The following is a 16,060-nucleotide window of genomic DNA, read 5'->3' as shown; positions in this document are numbered from 1 at the left end:
GCTGTTGGGGAGAATAGAATGTTCGGGTTTCGTCGTCTCGCTTTGGCCGCGCTGATCCCGGCAGCGGCCTTGTCCCTTGGCCTCTCCGGTGCTCTGGCGCAGACCCCGAGCCCGGCGCCCGCCGTATCGGTAAGCCCCTCGCCGGCCCCATCCGCCACGCCCTCACCAGCCGCAAGCGCCTCGCCGGCGCCCGCAGCAACTCCCGCGCCCGCCCCCTCGCCTGCGGCCAGCGCGTCACCGAGCCCGGCGACACCGCCGCCCGCCGCGGCTGCCACGCCCGCGCCGGTGCAAACAGCCGATCCCTTTGGCCAGGAGACCATGCTCGAGGCCAGGAAAGTCCTGATGGTCAAGGGCACCGCCAATTGGGACACGGCCTTCGACACCCTGGTCGACGCCTTCAAATCGCTGAACGCGGTGCTCGACAAGCAGGGCATCAAGCACGCCGGCAATTCGATGATCGTCTACACCTCGACCGACGACACCGGTTTCACCTTCTTCGCCGAAGTCCCTGTTGACCAGGATCCGAAGAACCTGCCCAAGGACATGAGCATCGGCAAATCGCCTGAGGGCAAGGCGCTGAAATTCGTCCATCGCGGCTCCTACGACAACATGGACAACACCTACGAGGCGATCACCAATCACCTCGACGACAAGAAGCTGGAAGCCAAGGACACGTTCATCGAGGAGTACCTCACCGATCCCCTGAAGACGGCCGAGGACAAGCTCGTGATCAACGTGTTCGTACCGCTGAAGTGAGCCCAATGAAAAAGCCTGCCGCTCTCGCTGCCATTTTCGCTGCCACGATGCTGACAATGCCCGCGCTTGCCGATGATTTCCCGTCCGCCATCTCCGTGAGCGGCGAGGCAACCGTCTCCGCCGCGCCCGATCTCGCGCAGATCGATGCCGGCGTCGCCAATGATGCCAAGTCGGCGAAGGAGGCTTCCGATGCCAACAACGCCGCGATGGGCAAGGTGCTGCTGGCGCTGAAGGGGGCCGGCATCCCCGAGAAGGACTACCAGACCTCGCGCCTTTCGCTGCAGCCGCAATATGCACCGAACCGCTCGAACGGCGCGTCGCCCGTGGTCGGCTTCCGCGCCTCCAACCGCGTCACGGTGAAAATTCGCGACGTGACCAAGGCCGCAGGCATCATCGACATACTGGTCAGCGCCGGCGCCAACGACATCGGCAACCTCTCGTTCGAGGTGACGCAGGCGTCAAAACTGCTCGACGACGCCCGCGAGCAGGCGGTGGCAGATGCGCGGCGCAAGGCCGAGATCTACGCCAAGGCGACAGGTGTTACGCTGGGTGCGCCGCTCAGCGTCGCCGAAGGCAGCGCTCCTATGCCATTATTCAAGAGCCGCGTGGCCGTTGCCCCGATGGCGGCGCCTGCCGCCGTCGCACCGGGTGAGGAGACGCTGTCGGTGACGGTCAATGTGAGCTGGTCGATCAAGGCCAAGGATCAATAGTCCCGTGCAGCTGAGCTAAATCTCCACCACCTGCCCCGGCTTCATCGCGACAAACCGCTCCTGCGGAATCTTCGCCGCAGCGAGCGCTTCAACCAACGCCTTCGCCGGCGCATCGATCGCCTCGTCGGTCAGCTGGAACGTGCCGTGGTGGTGGCCCAGTGCTTGCTCTGCCCCGCAATCGGCGAGCGCCTTCACCGCATCTTCCGGGTTCATGTGCTGGTCGCGCATGAACCAGCGCGGTTCGTAGGCGCCGATCGGGAGTATCGCGAGACGTAGCTTCCCGTGCTTCTCGGCGACGCGGCGAAAGTGCGTGCCATCACCATAACCCGAATCGCAGACGACGTAGATTTTGCCGGCCGGGGTCTCCAATACAAAACTCGCCCACAGTGCCTTGTTGCGGTCGAACATGCCGCGCGCGGTCCAGTGACGGGTCGGCACCAGCGTCACCGCAGTGCCGCCCCCGAGATCGACCCGCTCGTGCCAATCGAATGCCTCGGCCTTGATCGTGGAATCCGCGCTCCGCATCGTGACGTCATTGCCGAGCGGGGTGACGACGCGCGGCGCGAAGTTCTTGGCAAGCCGCGACAGCGTCGCGAGGTCCAAATGATCGTAATGGCCGTGCGAGACCAGCACGACGTCGATGGCAGGCAGCTTCTCGAAGGCGATGCCGGGATCGTTGTGCCGCTTCGGCCCGGCAAAACTGACCGGCGACACGCGCATCGACCAGACCGGATCGACGAGGATGTTGAGGCCGCCGGTCTGGATCAGCCAGCTGGCGTGGCCGACGAAGGAGAGCCGCGCCTTGTCGCCGTCGACCCGCGGCGGCGGGGTATCGGTATGGGGACTGGGCACCCACACCGGCCATTTCGCCCGCTCCCGCGCGCTGAACTGCCAGCGCAGCACCTCGCGCAGCGATTTTGGCGGCGCTCCGTCCGGATCGAAGAAATGCAGGCCGTTGAAATGGTCGGAGGCGGGGCCGTCATAGGTTTTCATGCGAGACATCCAGAGGGGGGCACGCCGACAACGCGCCGGCCCCGGCAAGCAGCCCGAACAGGCGGCGGCGGGCGACCGACACGGGCGGCTTTCAGGGATGGTTTGGACGAAAAGGCATCCCGGGCTATATGGGCGGGACCGGCCAAAAAAGAACCCGTCGCCGGAAATGCCCGGATTTCAAGACCTTGGCCTGGGAAAGGCGCCTCGTCACCCTAACTTTCCTTGACTTTTGGGCGTGAGCGGCGTTTAACCCCGCCACTTTCTCGGAAAGGCTTTCTTTTCGACCCGCCGCCTGGCCCCGGAGGTCAGAGGTCAACGCCCGACAGCGCTGTGCGCCCTCGGGCGCAAAGGTGTTTGGAAGATCGCCATTCTGGCGAGCAGGACAAGGGACAATTGCATTGTTCGACAATCTGTCGGAACGGCTTGGCGGCATTCTCGATCGTCTGACGGGGCGCGGTGCGCTGACCGAAAAGGACGTCGATGCCGCGATGCGCGAGGTGCGCCGCGCACTGCTCGAGGCCGACGTTGCGCTCGAGGTCGTGCGCAGCTTCACCGATCGCGTCCGCGAGCAGGCGATCGGCGCCACCGTCGTCAAGTCGGTCACCCCAGGCCAGATGGTGGTCAAGATCGTCCATGACGAGCTGATCAACACGCTCGGCGCCGAAAGCCAGACCATCGACGTCAATTCCGTGCCGCCGGTGCCGATCATGATGGTCGGCCTGCAGGGCTCGGGCAAGACCACCACCACCGCAAAGCTCGCCCGCCGCCTGGTCCAGCGCGACAAGCGCAAGGTGCTGATGGCTTCGCTCGACGTCTACCGTCCGGCGGCGATGGAGCAGCTGGCCGTGCTCGGCCGCGATCTCGAGATTCCGACGCTGCCGATCGTTGCAGGCCAGCAGCCGCCGCAGATCGCGAAGCGCGCGCTGGAAGCGGGCAAGCTCGGCGGCTACGACATCGTGCTGCTCGACACCGCCGGCCGCACCACGCTGGACGAAGAGATGATGGCGGAAGCAGCCGCGATCAAAGCTGCGGCCAATCCGCACGAAGTGCTGCTGGTCGCCGACAGCCTCACCGGTCAGGATGCCGTGAACCTGGCGCGCGCGTTCGATCAGCGCGTCGGCCTCACCGGCATCGTGCTGACGCGCGTGGACGGCGATGGCCGCGGCGGCGCCGCGCTGTCGATGCGCGCCGTCACCGGCAAGCCGATCAAGCTGATCGGCACCGGTGAAAAGACCGACGCGCTGGAAGATTTCCACCCCGATCGTATCGCCGGTCGCATCCTCGGCATGGGCGACGTGGTGTCGCTGGTCGAACGCGCCGCCGCCAATATCGACGCCGAAAAGGCCGCGCGCACCGCCGAGCGCATGCGCAAGGGTCAGTTCGACCTCAACGACATGCGCGAGCAGCTGCTGCAGATGGCGAATATGGGCGGCATCAGCGGCCTGATGGGCATGATGCCCGGCATCGCCAAGATGAAGAACCAGATCGCGGCCGCCGGGATCGACGACAAGATCCTGAAGCGCCAGGTCGCGGTGATCGATTCCATGACGCGCGACGAGCGCCGTCATCCTGATCTGCTCAAGGCCAGCCGCAAGAAGCGTATCGCGGCGGGAAGCGGCCAGAGCGTCGAACAGGTCAACAAGCTCCTGAAGATGCACCGGAACATGGCCGACGTGATGAAGGCCATGGGCTCGGGCAAGCGCGGCCCGCTCGCCGGGATCGCGCAGGCGATGGGCTTTGGCGGCGGCATGAAGATGCCGTCTCCCGAAGAGATGAAAGCGCTTCAGGAAAAGATGCAGAGCGGCGGCGGACAGGGTCTGCCGAGCCTGCCGAAGGATTTGCCGGCTGGTCTTCGCACCGGTCTGCCGAACGTCCCTGGTCTGACCGGACTGAGCGGCAAGCCGACGCTGCCGGGTCTCGGCGGCTTTCCGGGCAAGAAGAAATGAGGCATTCGTCGCACGGGATCGCACCGGTCTCGCGCAGCGCGAAAATACCAATCAACCGAACAAAACGTACTTTGAAGGAGAACTAAATGTCCGTCGTTATCCGGCTCGCCCGCGCAGGCACCAAGAAGCGTCCCGTCTATCACGTCGTCGTCGCCGACTCGCGCTTCCCCCGCGATGGCCGCTTCATCGAGCGCCTCGGCTATTTCAATCCGCTGCTGCCGAAGGACAACGAGACCCGTCTGAAGCTCGACATGGACAAGGTGAAGGCCTGGCTCGCCAAGGGCGCGCAGCCGTCGGACCGCGTCTCCCGCTTCCTCGACGCCGCCGGCGTGAAGAAGCGCGAAGCCCGCAACAACCCCGAGAAGGCCGTGCCGCGCAAGGAGCGCAAGGCGCAGGCCGAAGCCGCCGCGAAGGGCTAAGGCTCAGCCATGTCGGCGCTGATCTGCGTCGCGCGGATCGGCGCCGCGCATGGGGTGCGCGGTGCGGTCAAACTGTGGACCTTCACCGAAGATCCCTTTGCCGTGAAGCGCTACGGTCCGCTTCTCTCCAAGGACGGCAAGCGCCAGTTCGAGCTGGCGCAGGCCCGTGAAGCCAAGGACCATCTGGTCGCGACGTTCAAGGGCGTCACGACCCGCGATGAGGCCGAACGCCTCAACGGCATCGAGCTCTACGTCGCGCGCGAAAAACTGCCCGCGACCGATGAGGATGAATATTACCACGCCGATCTGATCGGGCTCGCCGCCGTCACCATTGACGGCGATGCGCTCGGCCGCGTGCTCGCCATCCATAATTTCGGCGCCGGCGATATCATCGAGATCGCACCGCTGAAGGGCGCGACGATGCTGCTGCCGTTCTCCAACGCCGTGGTGCCGGAGGTCGATATCAAAGGCGGCCGCGTCGTGATCGCGTTGCCGCAGGAGATCGAGGGGGACGGACCCTCCGGTGAAGGCCGGAGCCCATAACCACAGGCCATGGTTTTGGCTAAGCTGACTGAGATGACCAATCCCTGCCCCTGGCGCGCGACGGTGCTGACGCTGTTTCCGGAGATGTTTCCGGGGCCGCTCGGCGTGAGTCTCGCGGGCCGGGCGCTGGCCTCCGGCCTCTGGCAGATCGAGGCGCGGGACATCAGGGCTTCCGCCACCGATCGCCACCGCAGCGTCGATGACACCCCGTCCGGCGGCGGCCCGGGCATGGTGCTGCGGGCGGACGTTCTGGCGGCGGCGATCGATGCCGCCGAGATCGGCCCCGACCGGGCCCGCCTTCTCATGAGCCCGCGCGGTCGGCCATTGACCCAGGCCCGCGTTGCGGAACTCGCCGACGGCCCCGGTCCGCTGATCGTCTGCGGGCGGTTCGAGGGGATCGACCAGCGCGTGATCGACGGACGCGGCCTGGAGGAGGTCTCGATCGGCGATTACGTGCTGTCAGGGGGCGAAATCGCCGCCCTCGCCCTGATCGACGCCTGCGTCCGGCTGCTGCCGGGGGTCATGGGCAAGGAAGCCTCGGGAACCGAGGAGAGTTTTTCGGACGGATTGCTCGAATACCCCCAATACACCCGGCCGCAGCTGTTCGAGGGGGTTCCGATCCCGGAGATCCTGACCTCCGGCGATCATGCCAAGATCGCGGCCTGGCGGCGGGCGCAATCCGAGGCGCTGACAGCGGCGCGGCGGCCCGATTTATGGGCCCAAATCCCGCCCAAGGCCCCGAATCGGCCGCGCCGCCAAAAAACGCCAAAAAACAAGACAGACGGGTGACAAACGCTCCGGCTTGCCTTATAGGAGCGGCCACATCCGCAATGGCTGGATAAACGAATTTCGCGCAGCCCCCGTTTTTCGAAGGCTGGGCGCGCCGATGGAGATTTACCCATGAACCTGATCAAGCAGCTCGAGCAAGAGCAATTCGACAAGCTATCCGCCGGCAAGGACATTCCGGAATTTGGTCCCGGCGACACCGTGATCGTCAACGTGAAGGTCGTCGAAGGCGACCGCACCCGGGTGCAGGCCTATGAAGGCGTTTGCATCGGCCGTTCCGGCGGTGGCCTCAACGAGAGCTTCACCGTCCGCAAGATCTCCTACGGCGAAGGCGTCGAGCGCGTGTTCCCGGTGATGTCGCCGATGATCGACTCGATCAAGGTGGTGCGTCGCGGCAAGGTGCGTCGCGCCAAGCTTTATTACCTGCGCAATCTCCGCGGCAAGTCGGCTCGTATCGTCGAGAAGACCGAGCACGCCAAGGCCGTCAACGAGTAAGCTTCGCCACGAGGCAAGGTTTCGAAAAGCGCGGGCTCGGTCCCGCGCTTTTTGTTTGGCCCGAAGCCCTCCCCGACCTCGTCATTTGCGAGCGCTGCGAAGCAATCCAGACCGTCTCCGCAGACGCATTTCTGGATTGCTTCGCTGCGCTCGCAATGACGAATTAGAGGCTCTCGCGCTTTAACTCCCGCGTGCTATATAGCCTCTAGAATGTTTCCAGATCTGACCAGCTTCGTGAGCCCCCGGCGCATCGTCATCGACGATCGCTCGCGGCTGCCTGGCCGGTTCTTCGGACGCTTCGCGACCTCGGCAACGTCAGAGCTTACGCGCGCAGCCTAAAAGCTGCGCTGACGATTTTGTTGCCCCGCGCGGCCTGCCGCGCTCATCGCCTTACACACATTCCTTCGGAGCTTAAGCTCATGTCCAAGCCGACCACCCTGTACGACAAGATCTGGAACGACCATCTGGTGCACGAAGCCGAGGATGGCACCTGCCTGCTCTATATCGACCGTCACCTGGTACATGAGGTGACCTCGCCGCAGGCGTTCGAAGGCCTGCGCGCCACCGGCCGCAAGGTCCGCGCGCCTGAGAAGACGCTGGCGGTCGTCGACCACAACGTGCCGACCACCGATCGCACCAAGCCGAACCCCGATCCTGAAAGCATCGAGCAGATCAAGGCGCTGGCCGAGAACGCCAGGGAATTCGGCATCGAATATTACAACGAGTTCGACAAGCGCCAGGGCGTCGTCCACGTCATCGGCCCGGAGCAGGGCTTCACCCTGCCCGGCACCACCATCGTCTGCGGTGACAGCCATACCTCGACGCATGGCGCCTTCGGCGCGCTCGCGCACGGCATCGGCACGTCGGAGGTCGAGCACGTTCTGGCGACGCAGACCCTGATCCAGAAGAAGGCGAAGAACATGCGTGTCACCGTCGACGGCAAATTGCCTGACGGCGTGACGGGCAAGGACATCATCCTGGCTATCATTGGCGAGATCGGCACTGCCGGCGGCACCGGCTACGTGCTGGAATACGCCGGCGACGCGATCAGCGCGCTCAGCATGGAAGGCCGCATGACGGTGTGCAACATGTCGATCGAAGGCGGCGCGCGCGCCGGTCTCGTTGCGCCCGACCAGAAGGCCTACGACTTCCTGCGCGGCCGGCCGAAGGCGCCGAAGGGCGCGGACTGGGATGCGGCGATGCGCTACTGGGAGAAACTGCGCTCCGACGACGGCGCGCATTTCGACAACGAGCTGCGCCTCGACGCAGCCAAGCTGCCGCCGATCGTGACCTGGGGCACTTCGCCTGAGGACGTCATCTCCGTGACCGGCTTCGTGCCCGATCCCGATGAGATCGCGGATGAGGCCAAGCGTCTCTCCAAGCATCGCGCGCTGAAATATATGGGCCTGACGGCGGGCACGAAGATCACCGACATCAAGGTCGACCGCATCTTCATCGGCTCCTGCACCAATGGCCGCATCGAGGATCTGCGCGCGGCGGCGAAGATCGCTGAAGGCAAGACGGTCTCGGCCCATGTCAACGCCATGGTCGTGCCGGGTTCCGGCATCGTGAAGGAGCAGGCCGAAGCTGAAGGCCTGGACAAGATCTTCATCAAGGCCGGCTTCGAATGGCGCGAGCCCGGTTGCTCGATGTGCCTCGCGATGAACCCGGACAAGCTGGCTCCGGAAGAGCGTTGCGCCTCGACGTCGAACCGCAACTTCGAGGGCCGCCAGGGCTTCAAGGGCCGCACGCATCTGGTGTCGCCGGCAATGGCGGCGGCAGCGGCGATCGCGGGTCATTTCGTCGACGTCAGGGATTGGCGCTGAGCCAGTAGCTCCGCTTCGCTCGAAAACGCATTGGGCCAGACGAACAAAGGGCGCCGTTGAGGCGCCCTTTCCATGTCGATCGCACTTACCAATAGCGGTACGGATAGTGCCAGCGATGCCAATGATGCCAGTGGCAGATGCGGCGCGGACCGTAATAGGTCCAGATGATCCGGCAACGGCGCGGATGGTAATAGTAGGGATAATAGCCGCCGTAATAAAAGCGCCGGTGGAAGTGGCGATAGCCGTAATATGGACGATAATAGCCGCCGCCCCAATGGCGGTGGTAGCCGCCGTAATGGATGCCGCCGTAGCGCATGCCGCCGCCATGGAAAGCCGGCGCAGCGCGGAACCCGCCACCGTAGAAGCCGCCACCGTGGAAGCCACCGAAGTGACCTCCACCACCGTGGAAGCCGCCGCCATGTCCACCGCCAAAGCGGACCTGCGTGATCACGTCGTGGCTTGAGGTCTTCGCTGCTGGTAGCGCGGTCGGATTGATCGGCGTCATCGCTTCAGCGCGGCGGGCAGTCCCGGCCGACAGCGTCAGGGCAGCGACGGCCGCAAACCCAAGCAAGCGCAACGGGCGTGCCCCGGGACGCAACATCCTCGGCATGGAATGTCTCCCTCAATGTGGACAGCAGCGTCGCGGCGTCACGTCTCGCGCCGTTGCCGTTCATTGCAGTCGCTTCCGGGATCAAACTAGGAACGGCGACGTGAATGCGCCATGAACGAACAAATCGGGCGCCTCACCAGAACGGCCCGTAGCCGAACACGAATGGCGCGGGCACGCCGTAAGGATAGGGACGGTAATAGACGGGACGCGCATAATAGTGCGGATCAGGACGCGGTGTGTACCGCGTCACCTCGTCGTATCGCCGATGTCGTCGCGCATCGAATATTGCGCGCCCGGCGGAAGCATCCGGCAGCTTCGTCACTCTCTGCGTCGCGGACGCCTGAGACAGACCTGCGGCGAACGCGAGGACGAGGGCGAGAGCAATCCATTTCGCCATGACGACCTCGGCCCTCGACATTCAGATCAGCCGCGGCGCCAGTAGCAACTCATATGCGGCGTGATCACGGTGCCGCTTGGCCGGTGCTCCTGCACATAGGCGACGCTGCACTCGCGGACCGCATCCGGGCCCGGATCGTAGCGCGGATAGACGCCATCAGGGCTGTAATAGGGTGTCACGCGCAGGCGCGTCTGGGGCCGCTTGCGCGGTGGCGGAACATCGTCGGGTGAGGCAGCCTGGGCCATGCGAACCCCGCTGCCGGCCGTTTGCGCCTGGGCCGCAACGCCAAGCAACGAAAACAACCCCATGCACAGTAGCGTCAGCGCTGTTTTTGCTCGCATTTTACCGCCCACCTGGACCACCCCGGACTGGGCCCCACGCTCCCCGTTTTGGCGGCGCCCGTCAACCTCGCAGCGTTATAAAGCCGGATGCATCGCAGCGAAACCCACGCTAAGACAAGCCCATGTGGACGGACCTGAAAGCGCCCTCGCTGGCCGAAATGGAAACGACCGCGCACGAGATTTTCGAGCGCCTGCCGGCGGAATTTCGCAGGCTGTGCGAAGGCCTGATCATCCGCGTCGACGACTTCCCCACCGAGGAGGTTCTGGACGAGATGGACTGCGAGAGCGAGTTCGACCTGCTCGGCCTGTTCCAGGGCGTCGGCCTGCCCCAGCAGAGCCTTGGCGACGTGGCGCGGCTGCCCAACATGGTCTGGCTCTACCGCCGGCCGATCCTGGATTACTGGGCCGAGCACGACGAAAGCCTCGGCCACGTCGTCCGTCACGTCCTGATTCACGAGATCGGCCACCATTTTGGGCTTTCGGACGACGATATGGCGGCGATCGAGGCGCAGGCAGACTGACGGCGGCGCCGCACAGACAGAACGTGTGCTCCCTCCCCCGCTTGCGGGAGAGGAAGCTCCACCATGGCTTAAATCCGGCAAAGCAGACTAGCCCTGCCGAATTCGGCCTAGGATTCAGCCCCTGATCGCGATAAATACGCGGTCCCTAACCACCCCTCGGGAAGCCCAACCATGGACAAGTTCACCACGCTGGAAGGCGTCGCGGCGCCGCTGAAGATCATCAATGTCGACACCGACATGATCATTCCGAAGCAGTACCTCAAGACCATCAAGCGCACCGGGCTTGGCAAGGGGCTCTTCTCCGAGCAGCGCTACAAGGACGACGGCAGCGAGAATCCGGATTTCGTCCTCAACCAGCCCGCCTATCGCAATGCGAAGGTGCTGGTGGCCGGCGACAATTTCGGCTGCGGCTCGAGCCGCGAGCACGCGCCCTGGGCGCTGCTCGACTTCGGCATCCGCTGCGTGATCTCGACCTCGTTCGGCGACATCTTTTACAACAACTGCTTCAAGAACGGCATTCTGCCGATCCGCGTCTCCCAGGAAGACCTCGACAAGCTGTTCGACGACGCCGAGCGTGGCGCCAACGCGACGCTGACGATCGATCTGCCGAACCAGGAGATCCGCGGCCCCGATGGCGGCAAGGTCAAGTTCGAGATCGACCCGTTCCGCAAGCACTGCCTGATCAACGGTCTCGACGACATCGGTCTGACGATGGAGAAGAAGTCCTCGATCGACACCTATGAAGCGAAGCTCAAGCGCGAACGCGCCTGGGCCTGAACTCGCGTTTCATGCGAAGCCCCGGTGCGTGACGCGCGCCGGGGCTTTTTCTTTGCCTTGGATATCGTATAGCTGCCCACATGCTGCCTGAAATCGTCACCTTCTGGCACGGCCCGATGGACGCGCTGCGCCAGACCTGCCTCCGCTCGCAGCTGGCTGCCGGCCACAGGGTCACCGTCTACAGCTTCGACACCATTCCGGGCCTGCCTGCGGGCATCGAGAACGCGGATGCCGAAGCGATCCTGCCGCATGCCTTCTCCGAGCGGCTGCGGCCGCCGCAGCCGGACGGAAGCTGGCGCGACTGGACCACGCTGCAGTTCAGCGATTTCTTCCGCATGAAGCTGATGGCGAAGGGCCTCGGGCTCTGGCTCGATGCCGACGTTCTGCTGCTCAAGCCCGTCGAGATCGATCCGGCAAAGCCTTACTTCGCCTGGGAGCGTTCCCGCCGACTCGGCAACTCCGTTCTCTATCTCCCGCAAGGACATCAGATTGTCCGCGCCTACGAAGGGTTGATGGAGCAGGAGGAGTTGACGCCGGAATGGCTGTCACTGAGCCATCGCCTGAGCTTTGCGATACGGCGATTGAGCGGCGGCTCGCAGCGCCTGTCCGACCTGCGCATTGCCATCTTCGGGCCGCCGGCCTTGACCATCCTTGCACGCCGCTCCGGCGATCTCTCGCGCGCATTGCCGAAGCAATCGTTCTACGCGGTGCATTCCGAACCAAAGCTGTTCTTCGAACCATCAAGCTATCTCGGCATCGTCACCGATCCCAGCGTGATCGGCCTGCACATATCGGGCAAAGGCCGCAGCTTGCAGCCACCCGTGCCGGGCAGCCTGTATGCCTGGGCGACGGAGCGGTTTGCGTAGCTCTGCTCGTCGGACGGTGCTCGGCCGCGGCTAGAGCGCACCGTTTCGCGCGCAGGCGTCGCGCTGGGCGAATCCCTTCACGAGCTTTCGGCAGGCGCGATAGCGCTCTTCCATCGTCGCACCGCCGGCACTCGCCGGCGCACTCGATCCGGCGTTGCTTTCCTTCTTGACCGCGTGAGGCTGGGAGCCTCTCTCATGTTTCGCTGTCGGCTCCGCGTCCTTGGGCGCCGACACGAGCTGCCAGATCGGACGAAGCTCCATGTTCGCTGTTTCAGACGGCTTCTCATCATTGAAGGAAGAGAGAGCAAGGACGTTCTTCTCCAGCCTGACCGTAACCGGCGTCCCGCTGATCGAAAACTTGTTGTCCGTGACATACTCCGCGAACGCTCGGTAGCCCGCCTGGTCTTTCGTCCACGATCCCTTGACCGGCGGTCCCCAGAGATAATATCCCTTTGCCAGTCCCGTGTCGGAGACGTCAGTGACGATCAGCATGGCATAGCGTCCCTTGCCATTCGACCACCCGCGCTTGTTGGACCACACACCGACAAGCCCGGATGCGGATGCGAGCCGAACGTCCGGGCTGGACGCGAAGGTGAAGGTCGGCAAAACCAGTCGCTGAGCTGCTGCAACGGCCGCTATTTTTTGGCGATCCTCGGGCGTAAACAGATTTCGATCCGCGGCCTTGGTCTGCTGACGCCCGCCCGTATCCGATGTCGCAGAGATCGTCGGAGCCGATATCGCCGCCACTTCAATCGCCTTGAGATCCTTGATCCGCTGTCGTGCTTCCGCGACATGATTGCTACGGGGATACCTCGCCAGAAAGTCCTCATAGAGACCAGCGACATTCGACGTCTGGATCGCCAGCCAGAACTGCTCGTCTTCCGCTGGCGTTGCGGTCGCGGGCATGGGAGTCGACGCGGCCGGCGCCTGGGTGCTCGCGGCGGGCGCTTTCAGATAGATCTCTTCCTTCGACAGGGAACCATACACGAAAGGCTGCTGTTCGCGCTGGGTCGCCGCCATGACGTCATCGCGAACCCGCCGAAACAGAAACGATATCTCGAGGCCCGGTGTTTCGATGTGACGAAGAAGCGATGCCGTAAACGGGCTATTCCGGCCATCGCCATCGCTTGCCGTGGTCCCGTCCCGGGCGGCATACGCAATCAGAACGTTGTCGGTCGGTTCGGTCGGCGCGAGTCCACGAGCCACGGCCCGGGTGCTTATCGAGCGCTTCATTTTTGCGGCGAAGGGGTTGTTGCGGCACGCGTCGAGTATCACGAGGCCCAACTTCCGTGCCTTCGAAACCTGAAGGCTCACAGAACGCAGGCTGACGGCCTCGCCCTCGATGTCGGTATCGCTGCGCAACTCCGCGCTGACGGGTATCAACCAGTTCTCGCCAGCAACTTCCATGCCGTGGCCGGCGTAAAACACGACAGCGAGGTCGGCTCCCTCGGCAGACCGGCCGAACTCGACGACGGCCTTTCTCATGTCTTGCGCGTTCGCGTTCTTGATCTGCGTGACCTTGAAATCAAGCCGCTCCAGCGCGCGACCGATGTCCGCCGCATCACGGGTCGGGTTCGGCAATTCGGGCACTTTCTCGTAAGCGCTGTTGCCGATAACAAGCGCGACCCGAACCTGCTGGGCGAGCGCCGGCTGGACGAACCAGAATGAGGTGAGAAGAAAGAACGCCGCTTGAAAGACACGCATCAAATGCTGACCCGGATCAATATCGGCCGAGGGTAGCATCCAATTTAACCACCGCAACGGGAAAAGCAGCGGCCGCGGCACGCCATGGTCCGCGCACATTGCCGAGATGCGCTGCGCCGAAGCAGCGCCCTCAATGCTGGGATCAGAAGCCGACGCTCTCGTTCACATAGAACGTGTTGAGAATGGTCACCCTGTCACGATCGGTCTGGATCGGCGGCCGGCCGTGCCAGCTCATCCTGGTCAGGGTGTGATACGCCTTCAGCACCACGAAGGCGTATCCGACATTGGGCAGGAACGGGATCGTCTTCACGGGCTCGAGGCAATAGGAGCCGACGTGAAGCAATCCCTTGAGAGACGCCTGATACAGCGTCGTTCCCAACGCTTCCTGGCTGTCGTCACCAGGGCAATAGAGCTGCATCGTGACGACCTTCTTGCGCGTGTCCGGATGCGGCTTGATCTGGTAGCCGTCCCTGTCGACATAGACGACCGGCTTTGCGACCAGCGTCAGATCCTCGGCTCGGGCGACCTTGTCGCCGCGGGCGCGAATCTCGAGCCCGTCATGCAGCCGGTTCCGTATCGCCTGCTCGACGCTCTTCGACGTCAGCATCGCCGACACGGCAGCCCAGGCGGGGCGCAGTGACGGCTCGATCTTGTCGACGTTTTCTCCGTAAAGGCGCAACGCCATACGGGTCCCCGTCCCGGTGATCGGATCGTAGCCCTGGGTGGGTACGCTCCGGATCAGGTCCCGGTAGAAATCCGCTGGAAAGAAATCGCGGAACACGATGTGGGGGAATGGAGACGCGGAATGGTCGGCGTTCTCGATGCTGCGCACTGCATGCGCCGTGAGCTCGTCAACCAGGTTGGCAGGAGCAGCGATTTCCGCAAGCGCCGTCATGAGAACACCTCACACAAGGTTGGGCCTGTTATGTCCAACTGTTCTGGAATTACCTTGCGACCCACGCCTTGCGCAAGTCAACGGCAGCAAACGCGGCGGATATTCGCGCGGACGTGATCCAAAAGCATCGCAGCGCCGCAGTATCTGGCAAATCAATGGATTAGCGGCCTTCCAGCCGCCCAACCGACCACGTTCCGTTCACATCCGGCCTGGCGGAGCAGGCCAGGCATTAGCCTTCCCCAGCACAGCGATCACCATCGCTTTATCGTGCGGCGGGCCATGTCGGCGTGGAGGCGCTCCACGATCGCGCCTCGATACGGATCGCGCCGCGCGAGACGCTTTCCGGCAACGCGATCGCCGCGACGATTTTGCGCTCGCGCGACCTCTTCCTCAGGTGGCGTGAAGATCGCGTTCTGCGAGGGACGGACTCATCAATCCCTGCTTGGATGGGCGGGGATGGTCGATCATTCGTGAGCACCGTCACCGAGCGGCGCGATCGTGAATAGTATGACAAATGCGATATCTTGCCTGCAGGGCGACGACCGCAATTGTCCGTACTTGATCTCGACCGATGGCTCTGTTTGGATGATTGCCGTTCGGCAATTCGTATCTCCGGATCATCATGGTGAATGAAATCGATGGCTTCCGTCGTTCATCGGCTGCCCGTTCACAAGAGAGCATCGTGACCGCCCACCGCGCTGGCACAGGGAATCGGCTACTGGCGGCGTTGCCGCCGGCGGATCTCGGCCTGCTCACACCCTACTTCCAGAAGGTCTCGTTCGAACCCGATGCCGTCCTGGTACGGTCGGACGATGAGCTCGACTCCGTTTGTTTTCCTCATAGCGGCGCAATCGCTTTCATGCTCGATATGCCGGACGGGCAAACGGTCGCAACCACCTTGATGGGACGGGAAGGCGCCTTGGCCTCGTTCTCCGTGCTCGGCCTGTCGTTTTCATCCGTGACTGCAATTGCTCGCGTGGCCGGCAGAGCGTCCCTGATTCCCGCCGCCAGGTTTCGGGCCGCCTTTGCGCAAAGCGCCGCCATCAGGAATGTCGTGCAGGTCCACGCTCGCTCCGTGCTGTTACAGCTCCAGCACGTCGCCGCTTGCAACGCGCTGCACCGGGTGGATGGCCGCATGGCGCGGTGGCTGCTGCAGCTTCACGACCGCGTTCCCGATGACCGGCTTCCAGTGACGCAGGAGGCGCTGGCGCAAATGGTTGGGGTGCGACGGACGACAGTGACGCTGACGATGAGCAAGCTGCGCGAGGCCGGCGCAGTCCCGTCCGACGGCCGCGGGTTTGTAGAGATCGATCGGACGCGGCTCGAGAAGGTCGCATGCGATTGTTATTCGCTCATGCAGCGCAAAATCGATCGGATGTATTGCGAGGAATTGGCGGCACCGCCGCCTGCTCTTTGCGAACAGACGGCTTCCGCTTGGCGCGGAAGAGCGGATGTCGCTTTCCCTCGTTGACGCC

Annotated in this window: 18 protein-coding genes and 1 pseudogene; 12 read left to right on the top strand and 7 right to left on the bottom strand. The window is 63.8% G+C overall.

Features of this window, described 5'->3' with window-relative positions:
* Window positions 1-18: 18 nt before the first annotated feature.
* Both ACVWZ4_RS12655 and ACVWZ4_RS12650 read left to right on the top strand, forming a co-directional pair.
* Window positions 19-756, top strand: a complete 738-nt coding sequence (locus ACVWZ4_RS12655) for a GyrI-like domain-containing protein (protein WP_456740420.1) — start codon at window positions 19-21, stop codon at window positions 754-756.
* Between the two features lie 5 nt (window positions 757-761).
* Window positions 762-1,466, top strand: coding sequence for an SIMPL domain-containing protein (locus ACVWZ4_RS12650; RefSeq protein ID WP_456740419.1), 705 nt, complete (start codon window positions 762-764; stop codon window positions 1,464-1,466).
* A gap of 15 nt (window positions 1,467-1,481) precedes the next feature.
* Here ACVWZ4_RS12650 and ACVWZ4_RS12645 read toward each other — a convergent pair whose 3' ends face one another.
* Window positions 1,482-2,459: an MBL fold metallo-hydrolase gene (locus tag ACVWZ4_RS12645; protein WP_456740418.1), complete on the bottom strand. Its 978-nt coding sequence runs from the start codon at window positions 2,457-2,459 to the stop codon at window positions 1,482-1,484.
* Between the two features lie 398 nt (window positions 2,460-2,857).
* Here ACVWZ4_RS12645 and ffh point away from each other — a divergent pair, with 398 nt between their 5' ends.
* The 6 genes from ffh to leuC all read left to right on the top strand — a co-directional run bounded on the left by ffh (window position 2,858) and on the right by leuC (window position 8,474).
* Window positions 2,858-4,405: a signal recognition particle protein gene (gene ffh / locus ACVWZ4_RS12640; protein ID WP_456700319.1), complete on the top strand. Its 1,548-nt coding sequence runs from the start codon at window positions 2,858-2,860 to the stop codon at window positions 4,403-4,405.
* A gap of 86 nt (window positions 4,406-4,491) precedes the next feature.
* Entirely contained in the window at window positions 4,492-4,824 is a 333-nt protein-coding gene (gene rpsP / locus ACVWZ4_RS12635) for a 30S ribosomal protein S16 (RefSeq protein ID WP_014438992.1), read from the top strand.
* A gap of 9 nt (window positions 4,825-4,833) precedes the next feature.
* A complete protein-coding gene (gene rimM / locus ACVWZ4_RS12630; protein ID WP_456700320.1) occupies window positions 4,834-5,367 on the top strand; it encodes a ribosome maturation factor RimM in 534 nt (177 codons plus the stop codon).
* 33 nt (window positions 5,368-5,400) lie between these two features.
* Entirely contained in the window at window positions 5,401-6,156 is a 756-nt protein-coding gene (gene trmD / locus ACVWZ4_RS12625; protein ID WP_456740417.1) for a tRNA (guanosine(37)-N1)-methyltransferase TrmD, read from the top strand.
* 111 nt (window positions 6,157-6,267) lie between these two features.
* Window positions 6,268-6,648, top strand: a complete 381-nt coding sequence (rplS, locus tag ACVWZ4_RS12620; RefSeq protein WP_092233923.1) for a 50S ribosomal protein L19 — start codon at window positions 6,268-6,270, stop codon at window positions 6,646-6,648.
* Window positions 6,649-7,067: 419 nt separating this feature from the next.
* Window positions 7,068-8,474, top strand: a complete 1,407-nt coding sequence (gene leuC / locus ACVWZ4_RS12615) for a 3-isopropylmalate dehydratase large subunit (protein WP_456700321.1) — start codon at window positions 7,068-7,070, stop codon at window positions 8,472-8,474.
* Between the two features lie 85 nt (window positions 8,475-8,559).
* On the opposite strand, the gene ACVWZ4_RS12610 is transcribed toward leuC, so the two are convergent.
* From ACVWZ4_RS12610 to ACVWZ4_RS12600, 3 genes are all read right to left on the bottom strand, one after another.
* Window positions 8,560-9,084 (bottom strand): hypothetical protein, encoded by a 525-nt coding sequence (locus ACVWZ4_RS12610; protein ID WP_456740416.1) that lies wholly within the window; start codon window positions 9,082-9,084, stop codon window positions 8,560-8,562.
* 133 nt (window positions 9,085-9,217) lie between these two features.
* Window positions 9,218-9,481: a hypothetical protein gene (locus tag ACVWZ4_RS12605; RefSeq protein ID WP_456705114.1), complete on the bottom strand. Its 264-nt coding sequence runs from the start codon at window positions 9,479-9,481 to the stop codon at window positions 9,218-9,220.
* Between the two features lie 26 nt (window positions 9,482-9,507).
* The gene (locus ACVWZ4_RS12600; protein ID WP_456705115.1) at window positions 9,508-9,789 is read right to left on the bottom strand and encodes a hypothetical protein; all 282 of its coding nucleotides are present in this window, start codon (window positions 9,787-9,789) and stop codon (window positions 9,508-9,510) included.
* Between the two features lie 155 nt (window positions 9,790-9,944).
* Here ACVWZ4_RS12600 and ACVWZ4_RS12595 point away from each other — a divergent pair, with 155 nt between their 5' ends.
* The 3 genes from ACVWZ4_RS12595 to ACVWZ4_RS12585 all read left to right on the top strand — a co-directional run bounded on the left by ACVWZ4_RS12595 (window position 9,945) and on the right by ACVWZ4_RS12585 (window position 11,986).
* Window positions 9,945-10,343 carry a metallopeptidase family protein gene (locus tag ACVWZ4_RS12595; protein WP_456740415.1) on the top strand — a complete coding sequence of 133 codons (399 nt, stop codon included), beginning with the start codon at window positions 9,945-9,947 and terminating at the stop codon, window positions 10,341-10,343.
* 171 nt (window positions 10,344-10,514) lie between these two features.
* Window positions 10,515-11,120, top strand: coding sequence for a 3-isopropylmalate dehydratase small subunit (gene leuD / locus ACVWZ4_RS12590; protein ID WP_456700324.1), 606 nt, complete (start codon window positions 10,515-10,517; stop codon window positions 11,118-11,120).
* A gap of 80 nt (window positions 11,121-11,200) precedes the next feature.
* Window positions 11,201-11,986 (top strand): hypothetical protein, encoded by a 786-nt coding sequence (locus ACVWZ4_RS12585; RefSeq protein WP_456740414.1) that lies wholly within the window; start codon window positions 11,201-11,203, stop codon window positions 11,984-11,986.
* Window positions 11,987-12,016: 30 nt separating this feature from the next.
* Here the strand turns inward: ACVWZ4_RS12585 and ACVWZ4_RS12580 are convergent, their stop codons facing one another.
* The 3 genes and pseudogenes from ACVWZ4_RS12580 to ACVWZ4_RS12570 form a co-directional block, all read right to left on the bottom strand.
* On the bottom strand, window positions 12,017-13,771 hold the full coding sequence (locus ACVWZ4_RS12580; protein WP_456740413.1) for a caspase family protein: 1,755 nt from the start codon (window positions 13,769-13,771) through the stop codon (window positions 12,017-12,019).
* Window positions 13,772-13,832: 61 nt separating this feature from the next.
* Entirely contained in the window at window positions 13,833-14,585 is a 753-nt protein-coding gene (locus ACVWZ4_RS12575) for a hypothetical protein (protein ID WP_092233896.1), read from the bottom strand.
* A 251-nt stretch (window positions 14,586-14,836) separates the two neighbouring features.
* Window positions 14,837-15,013 (bottom strand): annotated as a pseudogene (locus ACVWZ4_RS12570) (CoA ester lyase); the annotation flags it as partial.
* Between the two features lie 194 nt (window positions 15,014-15,207).
* Here ACVWZ4_RS12570 and ACVWZ4_RS12565 point away from each other — a divergent pair.
* Window positions 15,208-16,056, top strand: coding sequence for a Crp/Fnr family transcriptional regulator (locus ACVWZ4_RS12565; protein ID WP_456700327.1), 849 nt, complete (start codon window positions 15,208-15,210; stop codon window positions 16,054-16,056).
* The last annotated feature ends 4 nt before the right edge of the window (window positions 16,057-16,060 follow it).

The sequence above is a fragment of the Bradyrhizobium sp. USDA 4472 genome (genome assembly GCF_054058595.1).
This window is presented reverse-complemented; position numbering and strand designations above follow the sequence as displayed.